General features: G+C 69.8%; 19 protein-coding genes. 8 read left to right on the forward strand and 11 right to left on the reverse strand.

The features are described 5' to 3' along the window. Window positions 1-1,406 (forward strand): FAD-binding protein (locus tag QNJ12_RS19090; protein ID WP_300625076.1); only part of this gene is annotated, 1,406 nt, incomplete at its 5' end. 41 nt (window positions 1,407-1,447) lie between these two features. On the opposite strand, the gene QNJ12_RS19095 is transcribed toward QNJ12_RS19090, so the two are convergent. Beyond that, a complete protein-coding gene (locus QNJ12_RS19095) occupies window positions 1,448-2,344 on the reverse strand; it encodes a GNAT family N-acetyltransferase (protein ID WP_300625078.1) in 897 nt (298 codons plus the stop codon). A gap of 33 nt (window positions 2,345-2,377) precedes the next feature. Between QNJ12_RS19095 and nadC the strand changes: the two genes are divergently transcribed. Then, window positions 2,378-3,292 carry a carboxylating nicotinate-nucleotide diphosphorylase gene (gene nadC, locus QNJ12_RS19100; RefSeq protein WP_300625079.1) on the forward strand — a complete coding sequence of 305 codons (915 nt, stop codon included), beginning with the start codon at window positions 2,378-2,380 and terminating at the stop codon, window positions 3,290-3,292. A 164-nt stretch (window positions 3,293-3,456) separates the two neighbouring features. On the opposite strand, the gene QNJ12_RS19105 is transcribed toward nadC, so the two are convergent. From QNJ12_RS19105 to QNJ12_RS19140, 8 genes are all read right to left on the reverse strand, one after another. After that, a complete protein-coding gene (locus QNJ12_RS19105; protein WP_300625080.1) occupies window positions 3,457-4,449 on the reverse strand; it encodes an FKBP-type peptidyl-prolyl cis-trans isomerase in 993 nt (330 codons plus the stop codon). 19 nt (window positions 4,450-4,468) lie between these two features. Continuing rightward, window positions 4,469-5,839: an AarF/ABC1/UbiB kinase family protein gene (locus tag QNJ12_RS19110; RefSeq protein WP_300625105.1), complete on the reverse strand. Its 1,371-nt coding sequence runs from the start codon at window positions 5,837-5,839 to the stop codon at window positions 4,469-4,471. Window positions 5,840-6,047: 208 nt separating this feature from the next. After that, window positions 6,048-7,076: a hypothetical protein gene (locus tag QNJ12_RS19115; protein ID WP_300625082.1), complete on the reverse strand. Its 1,029-nt coding sequence runs from the start codon at window positions 7,074-7,076 to the stop codon at window positions 6,048-6,050. Between the two features lie 209 nt (window positions 7,077-7,285). Continuing rightward, a complete protein-coding gene (locus QNJ12_RS19120) occupies window positions 7,286-8,239 on the reverse strand; it encodes a hypothetical protein (RefSeq protein WP_300625084.1) in 954 nt (317 codons plus the stop codon). Window positions 8,240-8,287: 48 nt separating this feature from the next. Further along, the gene (locus QNJ12_RS19125) at window positions 8,288-9,268 is read right to left on the reverse strand and encodes a hypothetical protein (RefSeq protein ID WP_300625086.1); all 981 of its coding nucleotides are present in this window, start codon (window positions 9,266-9,268) and stop codon (window positions 8,288-8,290) included. Window positions 9,269-9,381: 113 nt separating this feature from the next. Continuing rightward, entirely contained in the window at window positions 9,382-10,155 is a 774-nt protein-coding gene (locus QNJ12_RS19130; protein WP_300625088.1) for an alpha/beta hydrolase, read from the reverse strand. 119 nt (window positions 10,156-10,274) lie between these two features. Then, window positions 10,275-10,724 (reverse strand): transcription elongation factor GreA, encoded by a 450-nt coding sequence (gene greA / locus QNJ12_RS19135; protein ID WP_300625090.1) that lies wholly within the window; start codon window positions 10,722-10,724, stop codon window positions 10,275-10,277. A gap of 259 nt (window positions 10,725-10,983) precedes the next feature. Then, window positions 10,984-11,355, reverse strand: coding sequence for a VOC family protein (locus QNJ12_RS19140; RefSeq protein WP_300625091.1), 372 nt, complete (start codon window positions 11,353-11,355; stop codon window positions 10,984-10,986). A 43-nt stretch (window positions 11,356-11,398) separates the two neighbouring features. Here QNJ12_RS19140 and QNJ12_RS19145 point away from each other — a divergent pair, with 43 nt between their 5' ends. Both QNJ12_RS19145 and QNJ12_RS19150 read left to right on the forward strand, forming a co-directional pair. After that, on the forward strand, window positions 11,399-12,391 hold the full coding sequence (locus QNJ12_RS19145) for a 3-isopropylmalate dehydrogenase (protein ID WP_300625093.1): 993 nt from the start codon (window positions 11,399-11,401) through the stop codon (window positions 12,389-12,391). Between the two features lie 4 nt (window positions 12,392-12,395). Further along, window positions 12,396-13,313 (forward strand): branched-chain amino acid transaminase, encoded by a 918-nt coding sequence (locus QNJ12_RS19150; RefSeq protein ID WP_300625095.1) that lies wholly within the window; start codon window positions 12,396-12,398, stop codon window positions 13,311-13,313. A gap of 81 nt (window positions 13,314-13,394) precedes the next feature. Here QNJ12_RS19150 and QNJ12_RS19155 read toward each other — a convergent pair whose 3' ends face one another. Together QNJ12_RS19155 and cimA are read right to left on the reverse strand one after the other, a co-directional pair. Further along, window positions 13,395-13,916: a hypothetical protein gene (locus QNJ12_RS19155; RefSeq protein WP_300625097.1), complete on the reverse strand. Its 522-nt coding sequence runs from the start codon at window positions 13,914-13,916 to the stop codon at window positions 13,395-13,397. Window positions 13,917-14,012: 96 nt separating this feature from the next. Then, window positions 14,013-15,590, reverse strand: coding sequence for a citramalate synthase (cimA, locus tag QNJ12_RS19160; protein WP_300625099.1), 1,578 nt, complete (start codon window positions 15,588-15,590; stop codon window positions 14,013-14,015). A 1,153-nt stretch (window positions 15,591-16,743) separates the two neighbouring features. Here cimA and QNJ12_RS19165 point away from each other — a divergent pair. The 4 genes from QNJ12_RS19165 to QNJ12_RS19180 form a co-directional block, all read left to right on the forward strand. Beyond that, window positions 16,744-17,319, forward strand: a complete 576-nt coding sequence (locus tag QNJ12_RS19165) for an adenylate/guanylate cyclase domain-containing protein (RefSeq protein ID WP_300625101.1) — start codon at window positions 16,744-16,746, stop codon at window positions 17,317-17,319. Between the two features lie 252 nt (window positions 17,320-17,571). Further along, window positions 17,572-17,934, forward strand: a complete 363-nt coding sequence (locus QNJ12_RS19170; protein ID WP_300625107.1) for a YciI family protein — start codon at window positions 17,572-17,574, stop codon at window positions 17,932-17,934. Between the two features lie 79 nt (window positions 17,935-18,013). Further along, on the forward strand, window positions 18,014-19,189 hold the full coding sequence (locus QNJ12_RS19175; RefSeq protein ID WP_367281818.1) for an RNA polymerase sigma factor: 1,176 nt from the start codon (window positions 18,014-18,016) through the stop codon (window positions 19,187-19,189). Between the two features lie 106 nt (window positions 19,190-19,295). After that, the coding region (locus QNJ12_RS19180) for a hypothetical protein (RefSeq protein ID WP_300625103.1) at window positions 19,296-19,589 on the forward strand (294 nt) is incomplete at its 3' end.

Genomic DNA, 19,589 nt, shown 5'->3' on the forward strand with positions numbered 1-19,589 from the left:
TGCGCGACCTCGTGAGCGAGGCGCCGAACTCGATCCTCTACCTCATGCACCTCGGTGCGGCGTTCGACCCGCACCACCTCCCCGAGCCCCGGCCCGGTCTGGACCTCGACATCGCGCTGACGCGCGAGGGCGGGCACAGCCACGACCGGATCGTGCACTCCGGCGGCGACCGGTCCGGCGCGGAGGTGCAGCGCACGCTCGACGTCTCGGCGGTGGAAGCGGGCGTCGACGTGATGAACCACACCTTCGCACTCGACCTCGTCGTCGGGCGCGATCGTGACGGCGGGCGTCAGGTCGCGGGGGTGCGGGTCGCCCGCATCGACGAGAACGGCGTGGTCTCGTCGGTCGGGACGATCACGGCGCGAGCGGTCGTGCTCGCGTGCGGCGGCTACGGGCAGGTGTTCGCGTCGACCTCGAACCCGCCGGCGGTGACCGGCGACGGGCTGGCGCTGGCGATGCGCGCCGGTCTCGCGGCACGCGACGTCGAGTTCGTCCAGTTCCACCCGAGCGTGCTGTGGGTCGGGCCGGGGGCCACCGGTCAGCAGGCGCTCGTCTCCGAGGCCGTTCGTGGCGAAGGTGCGGTGCTGTACGACGGTCTCGGCCGGAGGGTGATGGAGGGCGTGCACCCGCTGGAGGATCTCGCACCACGCGACGTCGTCGCTGCAGCGATCTCGCGGCGCATGGCCGAGGCGCCCGGCGGTGTCGGCGACCACGTCTTCCTCGACGCGACGCACATGGGTGAGGAGTTCTTCGAGCGGTTCCCGTCGATCACCGAGGCGTGCCGGGCCGTCGGGGTCGACCCGGCCACCGAGCGGATCCCCGTCGCCCCGGCGGCGCACTACGTGTGCGGGGGCGTGCCCGCCGACCTCGACGGCGTCACCGAGATGCGCGGCCTGTTTGCCATCGGCGAGGTCGCCTGCACCGGGGTGCACGGCGCCAACCGTCTGGCCTCCAACAGCCTGACCGAGGGGGTGGTCGCGGGCACGCGCGTCGGGGCCGCGCTCGCGGACGAGCTGCCTGCTGAGATCGACGTCCCGCCGGGGGCGGGGCGCAGCTACGACGCACCGCTGCGCAACCCGGCGCAGCGCGTCGAGTTGCGGTCGATCATGTCCAGCCAGGTCGGCGTGCGGCGTTCGCCTGCCGGGCTGACCAGCGCCGTGAGCCAGCTCGAGGCGCTCGCAGCAACGGCATCCGTGGGCGTCACCGGCTCGCGTGCGGCGTGGGAGGCGACGAACATGCTCACCGTTGCCGCCGCTGTCGCCTCGGCTGCGTCGGCGCGGACCGAGAGCCGCGGCTGCCATCGGCGCGACGACCACCCCGAGCCACGCGAGGAGTGGATCACCCACCTCGACGTGCGCCTGACGATCGACGGCGGGCTCGCCCTCACGGGCATCCCGCACGTCTGAGCTCCGAGGCGCTGGGCGTCCCCTCCGTCGTCGCCCGCGGGTCAGCGCAGCAGCTTGCGGTACGCCCGGCTGGTCTCGGCACTGCGCACGTACTCGCCCCACAGCTCGGCCGGCGTGTAGCCGTTCGCCTCGTAGAGCGAGATCGCGGCGTGCTGGTGGACGCCGGTCTCGAGCACGAGCTCGTCGATGCCGAGGCGCGTCGCACGGAGCTCGAGCTGGTCGAGGATCGCAGCGCCGAGCCGCTGCCCGCGGACGGCGGGGTCGACGAACATCCGCTTGATCTCGCCGCGGCCGTCGTCGAGGCGCCGGACGGCCCCGCAGGCGACGGGGATGGCGTCGAGGCGCGCCGTGATCATGGCGCCACGGTCGCCGGTGACCTCGTCGTCGGCCAGCGAGAAGTGGTTGGCGTCGGGATGGTCGTACAGCGCGGTCAGCTCGGCGTTCGACCTCGACACGAGGTCGAGGGTTGCCGGGTCGCCGGGCCTCGTCTCGTGGATCACGAGCTGTTCCGGCTGCCGGGCGAACCCGAACGAGTAGGGCGACGGACCGTGTCGCTCCTGGAACTCGACCCGACGAACCGCCTCGTCGAGCTCGGGAACGGTGCCCGCCGGGATCCACCAGAGCGCAACCCGCTTGGCGTCGACCTGGAACCACTCGGCCCGGCGCCGGAAGAAGTCGACGTGATCGCTCCGGTACACGTACGCCTTGAGCGCGTCGACGCTCTCCCACACGCTCATGTTCACCAGCTCGAGCGGGTTCGGGAAGATCTGGATGTCGGTGGCGTTGCCCGAGTCGGTCTGGAGCCGCCACACGAAGCCCTCGGACTCGTCGGCGAGCTTGTTGACGCGATCGAGGTTGTCCATGAACTCCGCGACCGCCGGGTCGTCGGTGGGGGCGACCATCGTGCCGATGTTGATCTGGGCGAGGTGAGCCTGCACCGCCGCGACGCTACTTCGTTACTGTCTCGAACGATGTTCGTCCCGCAGCCGATCTCCGCCGAGACGCGCGCCCGCCTGCTGGCGGGTCGTCTCGATCCCGACGCGGTGGCAGCGATCGTGAGGATGGCGGTGCAGGAGGATCTGATGGGCGGACTCGACGTCACGTCGGCAGCCACGATTCCCGCCGACCAGCGCAGCGTCGCGACGTTCGGTTCGCGGCAGCACGGCGTCGTCGCGGGCCTGCCGATCACGGCGGCGGCGGTCGAGGCGGTGTGCGGCGACGCCGCGAGCGAGTTCGAGTACCTCGTGGCCGATGGCGACCGGGTCGAGCCCGGCCAACGCGTCGCCCGCGTCACCGCGCCGACCCGCGGGCTGCTGACCGCCGAGCGGACCGCGCTCAACCTGTTGTGCCACCTGTCCGGCGTGGCGAGCCTCACCAGGCGCTGGGCCGATGCGCTCGACGGCACCGGGGCCGTCGTCCGCGACACCCGCAAGACCACGCCGGGTCTGCGGGCGATGGAGAAGTACGCCGTGCGATGCGGCGGGGGTGCCAACCACCGGATGGGTCTGGCCGACATGGCGCTGGTGAAGGACAACCACGTGGCGGCAGCCGGTGGCGTCGGCGAGGCGTACCGACTCGTGCGAGATCTCGAGGGAACGATCCCCGTCGAGATCGAGGTCGACTCCGTCGACGGCCTCCGCGAGGCGCTGGCGGCCGGCGCCGACGAGGTGCTGCTCGACAACTTCGACACCGATCTGATGCGGACCGCAGTCGCGGTCCGCGACGAGCTCGCGCCCGGCACCAAGCTCGAGGCGAGCGGCGGCCTGACGTTGGAGGTGGCGCGTTCGGTCGGTGAGACCGGTGTCGATTGGATCGCCGTCGGCGAGCTCACCCATTCGGCCCGCGTGCTCGACCTCGGTCTCGACCTCGAAGCGATACTCGACTGACAGGGCTCCGCTCGTGGCGCCGCCGACGTAGCCGCCGCCCTGCGCTCCTCGCCTCCTTGCCCGCGCGGGCGGGAGCTTGCCGCTGCCAGACGATCGGCTTCGCCTCCCGAGCTGTCGAGAAGACGGCGACGAACGGCGTCGAGAAGACGGCGACGGATCGCTGTCTAGAAGACAGCGACGACGTCGGCGACGGCGATCACGTCGGTGCCGCCGGGAAGCCCGAGGGTCGGCGCGCCCTCGGTGCCGAAGGCGAGCTCGGCGGGCATCGTGATCACCCGCAGCGTGCCCGGCTGGGCCCCCTGGATGCCCTCGAAGATGCCCGGGATCGTCTGACCGTCCTCGACGAGGACGTTCACGGGGTCGCCGAGCTCCCACGTGTTGAAGATGACCGCACGGTTGTCGCCGCGGATGAGCAGCAAGTGCATGATCACGGTCGAACCGACCTCGGCAGCCGGCCCGTCACCGACGTCGACGTCGTAGGACGTCAACTCGACCGCGTCGATCGATGTCTCGACTTCGAGGTCCAGTGGCGCGTCGTCGCCGGTGACCGAGGGGATCACGGCCCGGACCTCGATCACGAACGTCAGCGGATCGTCGGCCTGGATGACGCCGGGCGGCGGGGTCGCGCCGTAGGCGAGGTCGCCCGGGATGTCGAGTTTGACGAGCGAACCGCCCTGCGCGCCGATCAGACCCTGGTCCCAGCCCTGGATGACGCTGCCCCGGCCGAGCGGGAAGTCGAACGGGACGCCCCGGCTGTAGCTGTCGTCGAACGGCTCGCCGTCGATCGAGCGGATGCCCTGGTAGTCGACCACGACGGTGTCCCCGGCGGCCGCAGTGGCGCCACTGCCCGTGCGGATCGTGTTGACGACGAGCTCGGTCGGCAGGTCGCACGGCCGAAGCGCGAGCGGCACCTGCCCGTCGACGTAGTCGGCGGCGTCCGGCACGGCCTCGCACGCGGTGGGGTCGGTGCCCGTCACCGACGGGGTCGTCGTCGCAGGGGCGGACTCACTCGGCGTGGCTGTCGACGACGTGCTGGTCCCGTCGGCGGCGTCGGTGGCGTCGGTGGTTGCCGCGGCGCCGTCCTGCTCGTCGTCACCACCGCAGGCGGCGATGGCGAGCGTGCACGCGACGAGCAACGGGAGGACGGGGCGAGGCATGGGCTGCGACGCTACCGGCTCAGACGAGTTGGCGGTCCGCGACCCACTCGGCCTCGGCGACACCGAGCGGTGTCGAGGGCGCAGCGTTGGCGAACGGCCAGAGCTCCTCGGCGATCCGCCGGTAGTTGCCGGTCGCGCGGAGCTCACCGAGCAGCGCATACAGGCCGAGGTTGATGCGCTGGATGAACACGAAGGCCTTGGGCACGGTTGCGTACTGCGCGATCGGGCTGGTGCGATCGAAGGTGTGTCGCACGATGCTGCTCGCGTACTCGCCCGACCACGTCATCTCGCGATCGTGCCGGACCGGCTCGTAGAAGCGCTCGAAGTAGGTGCCGACGGCGTCGGTCGACACCGGTGCGCCGCGCCGCAGCATTCCTGCCCGCTCGAGGATGCCCCTGAACTCGGCGACGTCGTGGTCGACGGCGGCCGCCTTCACCATGTGGGCGAAGGAGTTCATCTCGCCGGGGGAGAAGTGCTTCACGAGCCCGAAGTCGAGGAACGTCACCCGGCCGTCGCCGTGGAACAGGTAGTTGCCGGGGTGCGGGTCGCCGTTGAACGCCCGCATGCGGTACAGGCTGCGGAACACGAACCGGAAGATCGTCTCGCCCGCCAGATCCCGCTCGGCGACGTCCCACGTGAGCAGGTCCTCCCATGAGTGCCCGTCGACGAGGTCGGACGTGAGCACCCGACCGGTCGACAGCTCGGGTACGACCTCGGGGATGTGGATGAACGGGTGACCGCGGTAGAAGTCGGCGAACGCCGTCTGGTTCTCCGCCTCGATCCGATAGTCGAGCTCCTCGACGAGGCGATCGCGGATCTCTTCGACCATCTCGTCGGGCTCGAGGCCGCCGAAGCCCTGCTTGAGGATCGTGCCGAGCATGTCGGCGTTCTTGAGATCGGCCTCGATCGCCTCGTCGACGCCGGGGTACTGCAGCTTCACGGCGACGGGACGCTCCTCGCCGGTGGCCGGGTCGGTTGCGATGGCGCGGTGCACCTGGCCGATCGACGCAGCGGCGATCGGGTCGGGGTCCCAGTCGACGAACACCTGCTCGGGCGGGCCGCCCAGCTCCTGCTCGACGACATCGGCGGCGAGCTCGCGCGACATCGGCGGGGCGTCGGTGCGGAGCTGGGCCAGCGCCATCCGCATCGGCTCGGGGAGCCCTTCGTCGAGGTAGCTCGCCATCTGGCCGAGCTTCATGAGGGCGCCCTTCATGTGGCCGAGCTCTTCGGCGACCGCGGTGGCGGTGGTGAGGCGGCGTTGCTCGTCGAGCTCGACCCGGCGCTCGGCCGAGGCGAACACCTTGCGGGCCGCGGTCGTGGCGTGCGCGCCGGCGACCTTGGCGCCGAGCTTCGCCACCTTCGCCGTTCGACCCGCCCGCGACCGCCGCATCACGGATCAGATGCTACGGGCGATTCCGGATGTCGACAGGTGCTCGCGACCGCTCGGCCGGCGCGTGCGCGCCCAGATGTGCGGTGCTGGTGTCGGGAAGGGCCCGTCGTATCAGCTGCCTCCGCAGGTCGTTGCGCTGAGGCTGCTCGTCCACTCCCGAGCCTCGGTGCGTCGAGCGGCGCTGCCCGCGGTCGGGGCGTCGAGCAACTCAGGGACTGACGACCAGCCCGACGGGTGCGTACGAGGTCGCGAAGAACGTCGCCGAGATGTGGAGGTCGCTGAGGCGGACAGCGTCCGTCGAGAGAGCCTCCTCACAGACGAGCCGGAGCGACTGGCCCAGGAAGCTCGCAGCTGGGTTGTCCGCAACGGCGATGGGGATGACGCGATGCGCGGAGAACGACGTGAGGCCGTTGCCGGCGTTCCGTTCATCGAGCCGGAACCACGGCTCGTCGCGATCGATGGCGCTGGCGTCGCCCTTCTGGAGCTGGCAATCCGCCACGTCTCTGCCCCCGCTGCGCCCGGTCCACCGGCCGGTCACCTGGACCACGACGTGGCCGTCGGACGGGACGCGGATCGCCGTCGCAATCGCCGATTCCGGTGCCGCGGTGAGGTCAAACGTCCCGGGGCTGAAGCTCGACACCACGCCGGGCTCGTTGGAGGTGTCGGCGTTCGACACGGTGTTGTCGCCGATGTCGTCGCCGGTGAGCGAGCCGTCGACGATGTCGTCGCCGGTGTGGACGTGGTCGTCGAAGTAGCCGACGACGTCGATGAAGACGTTGACGGTGCCCTGGAGGTTGTAGACGTTGAACTCGCCGGACGTGTCGAGGTCGACGTTGACGGCGTTCGGCGTCGGGGGCTCGCCCGGTGTCGGGTTGAGGTGCGATGCCAGGGGCAGGTCGGCGTCGCCGGGGAACAGCGTGATGAAGGTCGGCAGCGTCTGGCCGAGCGCGGTCACGTTGAGCGACAGGCCGGTCGTTCCCGAGGGCAGGGTGCAGTTGCCGACCGAGCCCCACCCGGAGAGCAGGTAGGTCTCGTCCGCTCCGAGCGGGGTGTCACGCGGCCCGACGGTGTCGGGTGCCGGCCGGAGGTCAGCGAGTCGGCACGGCTCGATGGGGATGTAGATCGGCATCTCGCCCGACGACGTGGTCGCTTGGGTGATCCCCACACCGCCTGCGCCGAGGCTGATGGCGATCGCGGCGCCGATCGCCGCCCACCGAGTTCGGATCGTGTTCCTCATGTGCCGCCCCTGTTCTCGTGCATCCGTACGGACTGAGGCACGCGATTCGACCACGGTGAGCGGCAGGTGTCGACCGAATTACGCGAGGAGTGGCCGTCCGGGCAGCGATCGCTTCCCGAACGCGAGTGCTCCACACCACGTGCCGGGCGCCGGCGCGCCGCCTCGGCGCGAGCTGCCCGCCCGGGCTCAGTCCGCCGACAGCCGATTCGTCACGGGCAGGTCATGTGGACGGTGAAGGCGTTGGTGACGAGGGCGCCCGCGTCGTCGTAGACGGACACGCCGATCCTCTCCGGCGTCCCGAAGACCGCGTTCGTCGAGATGCCGTAGTCGTTCAAGACGGGGAGCACGCTGTCGAGGAAGCTCCAACCACCGAGTGACACCACCCAGCCGCAACTGCTGACGTCGCGCGGGAAGGTGAGGAAGTAGGCGTTGCCGACGCCGGCGTACGAGAGCGTGATGCCGCCCGACTGCCTGGCGATGACGGCGGAGGTGCTGCCGTTCACGACCGCCCAATGCGTCTCGGGCAGCGCGCCTATCGCTGCGTCGACCTCGGCCTTGGTGTACGTCTCGCTCTCGGTGTAGTAGCGGTCGTCGTGATGGTGGTGGTCGTAGTAGCCGACGACGTCGATGATCACGCTGACGTTGCCCTGCAGGTTGTAGACGTTGAACTCACCGGCGGCGTCGAGGTCGACGTTGACGGCGTTCGGCGTCGGTGGCTCGCCCGGGCTCGGGTTGAGGTGCGAGGCCAGCGGCAGTGAGCCACTACCGGGGTAGAACGTGATGAAGGTCAACTCGGTCTGGCCGACGGCGGTGACGTTGAGCGACAGGCCGGTCGTGCCGTTCGGCAACATGCAGTTCCCGACATCGCCCCAGCCCGACAGCTTGTAGACCTCGGCGGGGCCGAGCGCTGCGCTGCGCGGGCCGACGGTGTCGGGGGCGGGCCGGAGATCGGCCAGTCGACAGGGTTCGATCGGCACGTAGATCGGTCGCTCGCCGGTGCCGGTCGTCGCTTCGGTGATGCCGATGCCACCGGCTCCGAGGGTGACCGCGACGGCGGCGCCGATCGCGGCCCAGCGGGTACGTACGAAGTGGCTCCACATGGTGGCCTCCTCGTGGTGGGGGATGATGTCTCCATCATCCGCCCGGGTCGGCTCGTTGTCCATGCCGCCCCGTCCCGGCACGGCCGCCTGCCGATCGGAGGCCCGTCGCAGTCAGTCAGGAACGAAGATCGCAGTCAGCGTCCAGTTGTGGACCTGCATCGCAGTGGGCTGCGGCGGGATGACGCTGATCGGGTACGTGCGGCACAGCAGCCTGATCGTGACGGACTCGGCGTCGACCACGTCGAAGGACCGCGTCACGGCGATCACCTTCGCTTCGTGGTCGCCGAGGGTGAACACGTTCCGGTCGCCGCCGGTGAGGTCCTGTGCGGTCGACAGGCCGCACGCCGCTTCGATCCCACCGCCTCCGTCGTGGTCCTCCGCCCACAGGCTCCCGTTCGCCACGATCGTGCCTGGCGACGGCGCGTCGATCGTCACGGTTCGCAACGCGAACGAGAACGTACCGCCGAGGGGAACCGACGTCGGCGACTCGAGCACCCACGCCGACCGTCCCTGCCGGTACCTCGCGATCGGCTTCGCGGCATCGACCGCGGCATCGACGTCCGCTTGCGTGTAGTAGCGATCGTCGTGGTCGTGGTCGTGGTAGTGGCCGACGACGTCGACGATGACGTGGACGTTGCCCTGCAGGTTGTAGACGCTGAAGCGTCCGGCCGGATCGAGGTCGACCGTGACGGCGTTCGGCGTCGGCGGCTCGCCGGGTGCCGGGTTGAGGTGCGAGGCGAGGGGCAGCTCGCTGTCGGCGGGGAACAGCGTGAGGAACGTCAGCGACGTCGGATCGACTGCCGTGACGTTGAGCGCCAGTCCGGCGGTGTCGGTCGGCAGGCTGCAGTTGCCGACGTCGCCCCATCCGAGCAGCGTGTAGGTCTCGTCCGGTCCGAGCGGCGTCGTGCGGTTGCCGACCGTGTCCGGCGCCGGCCGCGTATCGGCGAGACGACAGGGTTCGATCGGTTGGAAGACCGCCCGCTCACCGGACGATGTGGTCGCTGCGCCGATCCCGACGCCTCCAGCGCCCAGACAGACGGCGACCACAGCGCCGGTCGCGGCCCAGCGAGTTCGGACGAAGTGGCGCGGCATGGCGGCCTCCTCGTTGCAGGGGTGTTGGTTCCATCATCCGCCCGCTGCCCGGGGCTGTCCACGCCCGAGGAATCCCCGGGCTCCCGGCCGGCGTCGGGCGGGATCGGTTCGCCTCAGGTCGCCCCACCGCGCGCCAGCGTGGAGTCGATCGCCCTGATCAGCTGCGGGACGAAGCGGTCGCTGTTGGCGACCACCGCGTCGTGACCGCCGTTGACGCGGAATGCCGATGCGCTCGGGATCCACTCGAACAGCCGAACCTGCCGACGGAGCGGCACCACCTGGTCGTTCATCGTGACGACGACCGACGTGGGGACGTCGATCTCGCCGACCCAGTCCGACGACGAGAACTCGCCGATCGCCTTGCCGGCCTCGAGGATCATCCGCCAGTCGTGGCCGGCGGCCTGCTCGATCGCCCACGGACCCCACGACTCGCTCTTGCGCTGCAGGTAGACCTGGTCGGTGATCCACTGCCGCGCCTGGCTCGGTGTGAAGCGGGCCAGCGTGGCGAGACCGGTGAGACCGACGAACGACAGGCGCTCGGGCCGGCGGCCGGCGAAGTACGGCGCGGTCGCGCAGAGCACCAGCCCGTCGACGCGGTCGGCGTGCTGACGCCACACGAGCTGGGCGACGGGCCCGCCCATCGAGTACCCGACCGGCACGATCGAGTCGATGCCGAGCTGGTCGGCGACTGCGATCACGTCGTCCGCGCAGTCCTCGAGCCGGAACGATGCCTTGACCCTCAGCCCGCGGCCGTGCCCGCGATGGTCGAACGCCAGCACCCGGTAGTGCTCGCTGAGGCGCCGGTAGCACGTGAAGAAGTTGAGGTCGGCCGTGGCGGTCCAGCCGTGCAGCAGGACGATCGTCGGCGCGCCCGGCGGGCCCGGCACGTCGCGGACGAACAGCGGTCCGAGCCCGTCGAGCTCGATCTCGCGGCCGATCGGCAGCCGTGGTGCGTCGGCTGCGGCAGACCCGAACGACAGATCGTCGGCCGGCGTCTCGGCTGCGCTCAGACCGATTCCACCTTCAGGACCTTGACGGTCAGGGAGCCGTTGGGTGCCTCATACGTGACCGCCTGACCCACTGCGGCGCCCTGCAGCGCCGCGCCGAGCGGACTGGACGGGCTGATGACGTCGGCACCGTCGACCTGCTCTTCGAGGTTGCCGACGACGAACCGCTCGGCCATGTCCTCGGGATCGCCGTCGTAGAGGATCGTGTACACGAACTGATCGTCGACGATCTCGGCGTTCTCGAGCATGTGCTCGAGCTGCCGGATGCGGCCCTCCATGTGGCCCTGCTCGTCCTTGGCTGCGTGATAGCCCGCGTTCTCCTTGAGGTCGCCCTCCTCGCGTGCCCGCTCGATCTTCTCCGCGACCTCGATGCGGCCGCGGGTGGTCAGATCCTCGAACTCTGCCTTCAGGCGGTCGTAGGCGGCTCGTGACAGTCGCTGGGTCGCCATAGGAAGGTCAGCCTATCTGCGAGGTTTTGGAGGATCGGGGTGTCCGTCCGGCTGGGCCCGATGGGCGCGATCGCGTCGGGGCTCGGGTCGGCGAGCGTCGAGGTGGTGCGGAGGCGGGTCGGCTCGGAGGCGGAGCCGGTCCGGCTCGGCGGGTCGGTGTGGGCGCGTGGCGTGGTGATGGGCGAGCGTCGACGAGGTGGAGCGGGCGGTGGGCTCGGAGGCGGAGCCGGTCCGGCTCGGCCGGTCGGCGAAAGCCCGTTCAGCCGTAGGCGCGGAGCTCGACGACGTTGCCGTCGGGGTCGGTGACGTAGACCGACCAGCCGTCGCCGCGAGCACCCCAGCGCGTGCCCGGGCCGCCGACGACGTCGAAGCGGTCGTCGCTTGCGACGGCGTCGACGTCGGCTCGATCGACGACCAAGCAGACGTGATCGACGTTGTGACCGGTCCGGTCGATCGTCATCAGATCGATGATCGTCGCGTCGTCGACGCGCACCGACGGGAACGGCACCTCCCCGGCTCGCCACTCGTCGACCCGTTCGCCGGCGAGGCCCAGCATCCCGGTGTACCAGGCGAGCGACCGCTCGATGTCCGCCACATTGAGCACCAGATGGTCGAGCCCCGACACGTTCATCGCCTGGGACGGTACCGCGGCCGCCACGTAGATTCGAGTGCCTATGGCACACCAGATCGCAGTCATCGGCGGGGACGGCATCGGACCGGAGGTGACTGCCGAGGCCGTCAAGGTCGTCGAGGCGGCGGGCGTCGCCCTCGACACCACCGAGTTCGACCTCGGCGGGGCCCGGTACCTGCGCGACGGCGAGGTCCTCAGCGACTCGACGCTCGACGAGCTGCGCGGCTTCGACGCGATCCTGCTCGGGGCGGTCGGCACACCGGACGTTCCACCGGGCGTGATCGAGCGTGGGCTGCTGCTCAAGATGCGGTTCGAGCTCGACCTCTATGTCAACCAGCGACCGTTCTACGGCACGGCGCCCGGCCACGACATGCCGCACGGGTTCGTCGTGATCCGCGAGAACACCGAGGGGCCGTATGTCGGCGAGGGCGGTGTCCTCCGGAAGGGGACCGCCAACGAGGTGGCGACGCAAGGGTCGGTGAACACCCGGATGGGCGTCGAGCGGTGCGTGCGCTACGCGTTCGAGCTGGCCGACCGACGTGAGCGTCGGCACGTCACGCTCGTCCACAAGACCAACGTGCTCACGTTCGCCGGTGACCTGTGGGAGCGGACGTTCGACGAGGTCGCGGCGGAGTTCCCCGGCATCGAGACCGCGTACAACCACGTCGACGCGGCGTGCATCTACTTCGTGCAGGATCCGCACCGCTACGACGTCGTCGTCACCGACAACCTGTTCGGCGACATCCTCACCGACCTCGGTGGGGCCGTGTCGGGCGGCATCGGTCTCGCCTCGTCGGCCAACCTCAATCCGGCGCGAACCGGCCCGTCGATGTTCGAGCCCGTGCACGGTTCGGCGCCCGACATCGCCGGCACGAATCAGGCCAATCCCACGGCGGCCATCCTCTCGGCGGCGTTGATGCTCGACTTCCTCGGGGAAGCGGAGGCGGCGGGGCGCATCCGCGCCGCGTGCGAGGACCCCGGTACCGGCACCACCACCTCGGTGGGTGACACCATCGCCGACCGAGTGAGAGGATGAACGAATGCCCATCACTGCGACCGACAAGATCTGGATGAACGGCGAGCTGGTCGACTGGGACCAGGCGCAGGTGCACATCCTGACCCACACGCTGCACTACGGCATGGGCGTGTTCGAGGGGATCCGCGCCTACGAGACGTCGCAGGGTCCGGCCGTGTTCCGGCTCACCGAGCACATCGAACGGCTCCACAACTCGGCGAAGATCCTCGGGATGGAGATCCCGTACTCGGTCGACGAGCTGATCGCCGCGACGAAGGCGACGGTCGCGTCGACCGGCCTCGATTCCTGCTACGTGCGGCCGATCGCCTACTTCGGCTACGGCGAGATGGGCCTGAACACCATGCCCTGCACCGTCGACGTGGCGATCGCGTGCTGGCCGTGGGGCGCCTACCTCGGCGACGACGCCGTGACGAAGGGCGTGCGGTTGAAGACGTCGTCGTGGACGCGCCACGACCACAACATCATGCCGCCGGCGTCGAAGACCACCGGCAACTACGTCAACTCGTCGCTGGCCAAGGTCGAGGCGCTGAAAGCCGGGTACGACGAGGCCTTGATGCTCGCCCCGAACGGTCTCGTCGCGGAGTGTTCGGGTGAGAACGTCTTCGTCTCGCGTCACGACAAGCTGCTGACCCCGCCACTCTCGGCCGGAGCGCTCGAAGGCATCACGCAGAACACGGTGATGACGCTCGCGGACGACCTCGGCTACGAGTGCGTCACCGACAACATCGCCCGGTCGGACGTCTACATCGCGGACGAGATGTTCCTCGTCGGGACGGCGGCCGAGGTGAGCTCGGTGAACTCGGTCGACGACCGGCCGATCCCGTGCCCGGGCGAGAAGACGCTGGCGATCGCCGAGCTGTACGGCCGGGTCGTGCGCGGCCAAGAGGATCGCTACAAGGACTGGTGCGAACTGGTCGCGTAGCAGACAGCTGCGTCTGCTGAGGGATACCTTGCGCGCTGCCGACTCGGCCACGCGGCGCACGAGTCAGGCGTGGGCCTTCTGTCAGGCGCCGGTCAGCTCACGCCACCGGTTCGGGTAGGCGTCGGTGGCCTGTTCGGGCGTCATGCGAAGCGTCGCCTCGGGAACCAGGTCGGCGATGTGCCGACCCTCCGCATAGTGGTGGTTGACGTTGCCCACGCCTTCGAACAGCCGCGCCCGCTCGGCGATCAGCTCGGAGGGCGGCTCCTCGTCGAAGAACCCCCAGATCGTGAACGCCAGCCGCACGTCGTGGACGACCGGCGCTCGACTGAACAGCGAGGCTCGGCGCAGTGCGATCCCCACGCAACCCCTGACCGCGTCGTCGAGGCGCTCGCGCCCATGGAGGTGGAGCTTCGAGGCGAGTCGGCCCGCGATGGTCAGGGCGAAACCCTGGTCGGGCCCTTGTGCGCCCAACCGCGGCCCGACCGGTTGCAGACCGTCGACGACACCAGGGCGCTCGGGGCTCCACGGCGCCGGCACGACGTCGGGGGAGCGGTAGTACGGCGATTCGCGGGCGCCGGCGGGGGCGGACTTGGGTGCTGCCATGGCGAGCGCCAGCGTACCCGTGGCGCACCCGGGGTCGCCGCACTCGTCGATCGGCTCGACCGCCGACGGCTGGACGCGGCGCTGCGTCGCGCTGGCTCAGGCGTCGTTCGGAGCGTGGAGGAGGCCGTAGACGATGCTCTCCTCGAGGGCCCGCCACGATGCCTCGATGATGTTGGCGCTGACGCCGATCGTGGTCCAGTCGCGCTCGCCGTCGGTCGCCGACAGCAGAACCCGGGTCACCGCCCCGGTCGCTTGACCACCGTCGAGGATCCGCACCTTGTAGTCGGTGAGGTGCACGTGCGCGAGATGGGGGTACGCGCGCTGCACCGCACGTCGGAGGGCGGTGTCGATGGCGTTGACCGGACCGTTGCCCTCCGACGTGAAGACATGACGCTCGTCGCCGACCCACACCTTCACGGTCGCCTCGGTGTTGAACTCGCCGCTGGCCATCTCGTCGGTGATGACGCGCATCGACTCGACGCGGAAGAAGTCCTGCTCCCATCCGGCGGTCCGCCGCATCAAGAGCTCGAGCGACGCGTCGGCGGCTTCGAAGTGATAGCCCTCGTGTTCGAGCCGCTTCAGGTCGTCGATGACCTGGTTGACGGCCGGACCGTCGAGATCGAGGCCGAGGTCGTCGGCCTTCATCTGGATGGTCGCCCGGCCGGCCATCTCGGAGACGACGAAGCGGGTGTCGTTGCCGACGAGCAGCGGGTCGACGTGCTCGTAGGCGTCCTTGGCGCGAGCGATCGCACTGACGTGCAGCCCCGCCTTGTGGGCGAACGCCGACGACCCCACGTACGGCGCCTGCGGGTCGACCGCTCGGTTGAGGGTCTCAGCGATCCGGTGCGAGACCACCGTCAGGTGCTCCAACCGTCCCTCGGGCAGGCAGACGTAGTCCTGCTTCAACTGCAGGTTCGGGATGATCGACGTGAGGTTGGCGTTGCCGGTTCGCTCGCCGAGGCCGTTCAGCGTGCCCTGCACGTGTCGCGCCCCGCCGCGCACGGCGGCCATCGAGTTCGCCACCGCGCAGCCGGTGTCGTCGTGGCAGTGGATGCCGATCGTGGCGTCGGCGCCGACGTGGGCGTGCACCTTCGCCACGATCTCCTCGATCTCGTGGGGAAGCGAGCCACCATTGGTGTCGCACAGCACGACGTGGGTGGCACCCTTCAGCACGGCCGCCTCGAGCGCCCGGAAGGAGAACTCCGGATGCTCCTTGAAGCCGTCGAAGAAGTGCTCCATGTCGACGAGCACCTGCCGCCCGTGGCCATGCAGGAACTCGACGGAGTCGGCGATCATCGCCGCTCCTTCGTCGAGGCTGGTCTTGAGCGCCTCGGTCACGTGATAGTCCGAGCTCTTGGCGACGATGCACACCGCGGAGGTGCCGGCGTCGAGCAGGTGCTGCAACGTCTGGTCCTCGTCGACCTTGCCGCGAGGGCGCCGTGTCGACCCGAACGCGACGAACGTCGAGGTCGTGAGCTCGAGTTCGGACGCCGCGCGGGCGAAGAACTCGACGTCCTTGGGGTTGGCGCCCGGCCAGCCGCCCTCGATGTACTGCACGCCGAGGTGGTCGAGCTGCTCGGCGATCTGGAGCTTGTCGTCGACCGTCGCCGAGACGCCCTCGACCTGGAGGCCGTCTCGGAGGGTGGTGTCGAAGATCTCGACGTGGGTCGTCATGGTGCGTCTCGATTCGGGCAACAAAAAAGCCGCCCGGCGGGCGGCGATTCGAGCACGTGAGGTGTCACGTGCTCTACGGAATGATGATGATGGCGGTTGCGGAGCACATCGCCCTCCATTCTGCTCCGCAGGGCTGCGAACGTCAACGTCGGCATGGGCTCGAACGACGAACTGGGGGTACCGCGGGCCCCGAAGTTGGGGACAACTTGTGCACGACGTTGTGAACGAGAGGTGGACGACCGCAGAAATCCTGGGGATCTCGAAGAAGTTCAGTGGATAACCCTGGGGATTCGAAAATACCTCTTGACCTGGTGTTTCTCGGGCGCGATGGTATCTCCCGTACCGGAGAGCGCACGCAAACCGGGGCCGAGAGACCGAGTCTGTCGAACGAAGCCTTCGGGTGGACCGAGACGGAAAACGGGCCCGGCTCACGAGGCGAGAGCGGCTCCGGACGGGGCGAGAAGCCACAAGCTTCGAGGCAACCGAGCCGCCGGGCAACCGGGGGTGACGAGCCGAGGAGTGACCGGGCACGAGCCGCGAGAGCACCCCAACTGCTCTCGGGGTCACGGTCCGGCGACGTCCAACGATGGGTCGGGCAACCGGGTCAGCGTGAACGGCGTCGAGAGGTGACGGGCCGGGCAACCGGAGACCGAGCCTCGAACTCCGGCGACGGAGGTCGGGTGACCGGCCGAAGGAGTCGGGGCGGCACCGTTGTCGGGCAACCGACGGGGCGTCGAGAGGTGACGGGCCGGGCAACCGGAGACCGAGCCTCGAACTCCGGCGACGGAGGTCGGGTGACCGGCCGAAGGAGTCGGGGCGGCTGCTGCCGCCGGGCAACCGGTGGGGGTGGTCGAAGGCAGCAGGGCCGGGCAACCGGTCGACTGGCCGGAAAAGGGCATCGCCCGCCACGCCTTACGAGGCGCGACGGGCGATGTGATTGATCGAGACGCAGGTTAACGCCCGAAGATCGATCAGTGGTGGATCGCTCCACCTTTTGGGTAGCCCCGGGTGGGTGCGCCGGCGCAAGCTGGCCGCACCGCCCGGGGCCGCTCTCTTTTTCGCCCCTCCGTTGCGTGCCCTCCGAGGCGAGGTCCTCCGTCGCCGAGGTCGGTGCGCCGAGGCGTGAGTCGGTCGCTTGACTAGATTCGCCGACGTGTCGGATCAGTACGGCGTGGCCCGGGCCGCGAACCGGGTCGAGCGCTCGTTCGCGTTCGTCGACCTATCGGGCTTCACGGCGTTCACCGACAGCGAGGGCGACGATCGCGCCGTGGAGATCCTCGCGGCGTTCCGCACCCTCGTCCGCGACGTCGCGTCGGCCCACGCGGTCAGGGTCGCGAAGTGGCTCGGTGACGGGGCGATGCTCGTCGGCGTCGAGAGCGAGCCGCTGATCGAGGCGATCGTCGATCTCGAGCATCGCATCGACGACATCGGCTCGCCGCTCCCGCTGCGGGCCGGGATCGCCGCCGGGAGGGTCATCCTCTTCGAGGGTGACGACTACATCGGCCGGCCGGTCAACCTCGCTTCGAGGCTGTGCGATCTCGCCGACCCGCACGAGGTGCTCGCAGAGCGCATCGCCGTCTCGCCGCTGCTCGTCAACACTGCGGTGGAGCCGGTCGGCAGGCACGAGATCGCCGGGATGCTCGAGCCCGTCGACGTCGTGCGTCTGACGTCCTCCGCTGCGGCCGCGGCCCGTGCCGAGACCTCGGCGGCGCCTCCCGAGATCCGATGACGAGGATGGCCGGTCGGCCCGATGACGAGTCGACCGCCGCGGCCACGGCGATCTCGGCGACCGCGATCTCGGCGACCGCGATCTCGGCGACCGCGATCTCGGCGACGGCGTTCTCGGCTCCGAGGCGTGACGTGGGCGATCGGGCCCGCAACGAATTGCCGGCGCCTGTCGATCGGCGGCGAACCCGTTCGTCTCCGTGTTGTGACCACTCCGTGATGTCACCACCACCCGAGGAGGAACACCGTGAAGTACATGCTGCTGATCTACAGCGACCCGTCGGTCGAGCTCAGCGAGGCCGAGACCAACGAGATGATGACCGACTACTTCGCCTTCACCCAGCGAATCGTCGAGTCGGGCGAGATGGTGTCGGGCGAGCCGCTGCAGGAGAAGGAGACCGCCTCGACGGTGCGGATCCGCGAGGGTGCCACGGCTGTGACCGATGGCCCCTTCGCCGAGACGAAGGAGGTGCTCGGCGGCTTCTACATGGTCGATGTCGACTCGGTCGAGCGGGCCCAGGAGCTCGCCGCACAGATCCCCACGGCGAAGTGGGGGTCGATCGAGGTGCGCCCGCTGATGGAGATCCCCGAGGAGCAGCGGGCTGACGACCCCGCCTGAGCACATCCGCCCGGCCGACCGCGATCGGGCCCGCTTCGAGGACACCGTTCGCGAGCACTCGGGTCGCATCCTCGCGGCGTTGATCGGGCGGTACCGTGACTTCGGGCTCGCCGAGGATTCGCTGCAGGATGCGTGGTTGCTGGCGGCCGAGCGATGGCCGGTCGACGGCTGGCCGCGGGATCCTGCCGCGTGGGTCTACACGGCGGCGTCGCGGCGCGCCATCGATCATCTGCGTCGCGAGAGCAGCCGCCAGGCCCGCCACGAGCGGGCCGATGCCGATGACCGCGGTCGCGAGCTCGACGAGCTCGAGCGCCGGGAAGAGCGATGGCACAGCGGCATCGACGACGATCGGCTGCGGCTGATCTTCACCTGCTGTCATCCGGCCCTCGGCCTCGAGGGCCGGATCGCGCTCACCCTGCGCAGCGTCGCCTGGCTGACCACCGACGAGATCGCAGCGGCGTTCGGGGTGCCGACCGCGACGATGGCGCAGCGCATCGTGCGCGCGAAGAACAAGATCAAGAGCGCGGGCATCCCGTACCGGGTCCCGCTGGGCCACGAGCTGCCTGACCGGCTCGACGGCGTGCTCGGCGTGGTCTATCTCGTGTTCAACGAGGCCTACCTGTCGGCGCGCGCGGCCGAGCCGCTGCGCGTCGACCTCGCCGAGGAGGCGATCCGATTGGGGCGTCAACTGGTCGAGCTGATGCCGGACGAGCCGGAGGTGCTGGGTTTGCTCGCCTTGATGCTCGTGCACCATGCGCGGTCCGCTGCCCGCTTCGACCGAGCCGGTGACCTCGTCCTGCTCGAACACCAGGATCGGTCGCAGTGGGACGCCGAGCTGATCGCCGAGGGCTCGACGCTCGTCGAGCGTGCGCTCCGACGCCGGACGATCGGCAGCTACCAGCTCCAGGCGGCGATCGCCGCGCTGCACAGCCAGGCGCCGTCGTTCGAGGCGACCGACTGGGCGCAGATCGAGCAGCTCTACGGCGTGCTCGCTCGCGTCGACCCGAGCCCGGTGGTTGCGCTCAACCGCGCCGTGGCGATCGGGTTCGCCGACGGTGCCGAGGCCGGACTGACGGCGCTCGACGCAGTGGACGACGACCTCCCGCAGGCCCATCTGCTGGCCTCGGCGCGGGCCGAGTTCCTGTTGCGGGCGGGTCGCCGCGACGAGGCGAGCGCCCAGTTCCGGCTGGCGCTCGAGCTCGTCGGCTCGGATGCGGAGCGACGTCATCTCGAGCGGCGCCTGGCGTCGGTCTGAGCGCGTCTCGGCGACTTGTCGCCCACCGGCGCCGCGCGCCTAGTGTGCAGGGTGTTCACGCTGTGGTCAGCCTGCGGCCAGGTGCCGTGCACGTTGGGGGGCGACGATGCAGCACATGCGAACCCGGACAAGCAGCAAGGAGCCATTCATGCGTTATCGACTGCGGAAGAACGTCGTTCCTGCACTGGCGGCCACGCTCGTCGCCCCACTGGTCGCCCTCGCGGCGCCGGCGGTGGTCTCGACGTCGGTGGTCTCGGCGGCGCCCTCGGCGGTGGCGTTCGACATGGTGAACAGTGGTTCGCAGAATTTGGTGTCGTTCACGAACAATGCGCCGGCGTTCTCGTCGGGGGGTGATGGGTTCGGCAAGTTCCAGCGTGGTGTGTCGGCGTCGATTCCGTTT

The organism is Ilumatobacter sp. (assembly GCF_030065885.1).
Classification (GTDB): domain Bacteria; phylum Actinomycetota; class Acidimicrobiia; order Acidimicrobiales; family Ilumatobacteraceae; genus Ilumatobacter.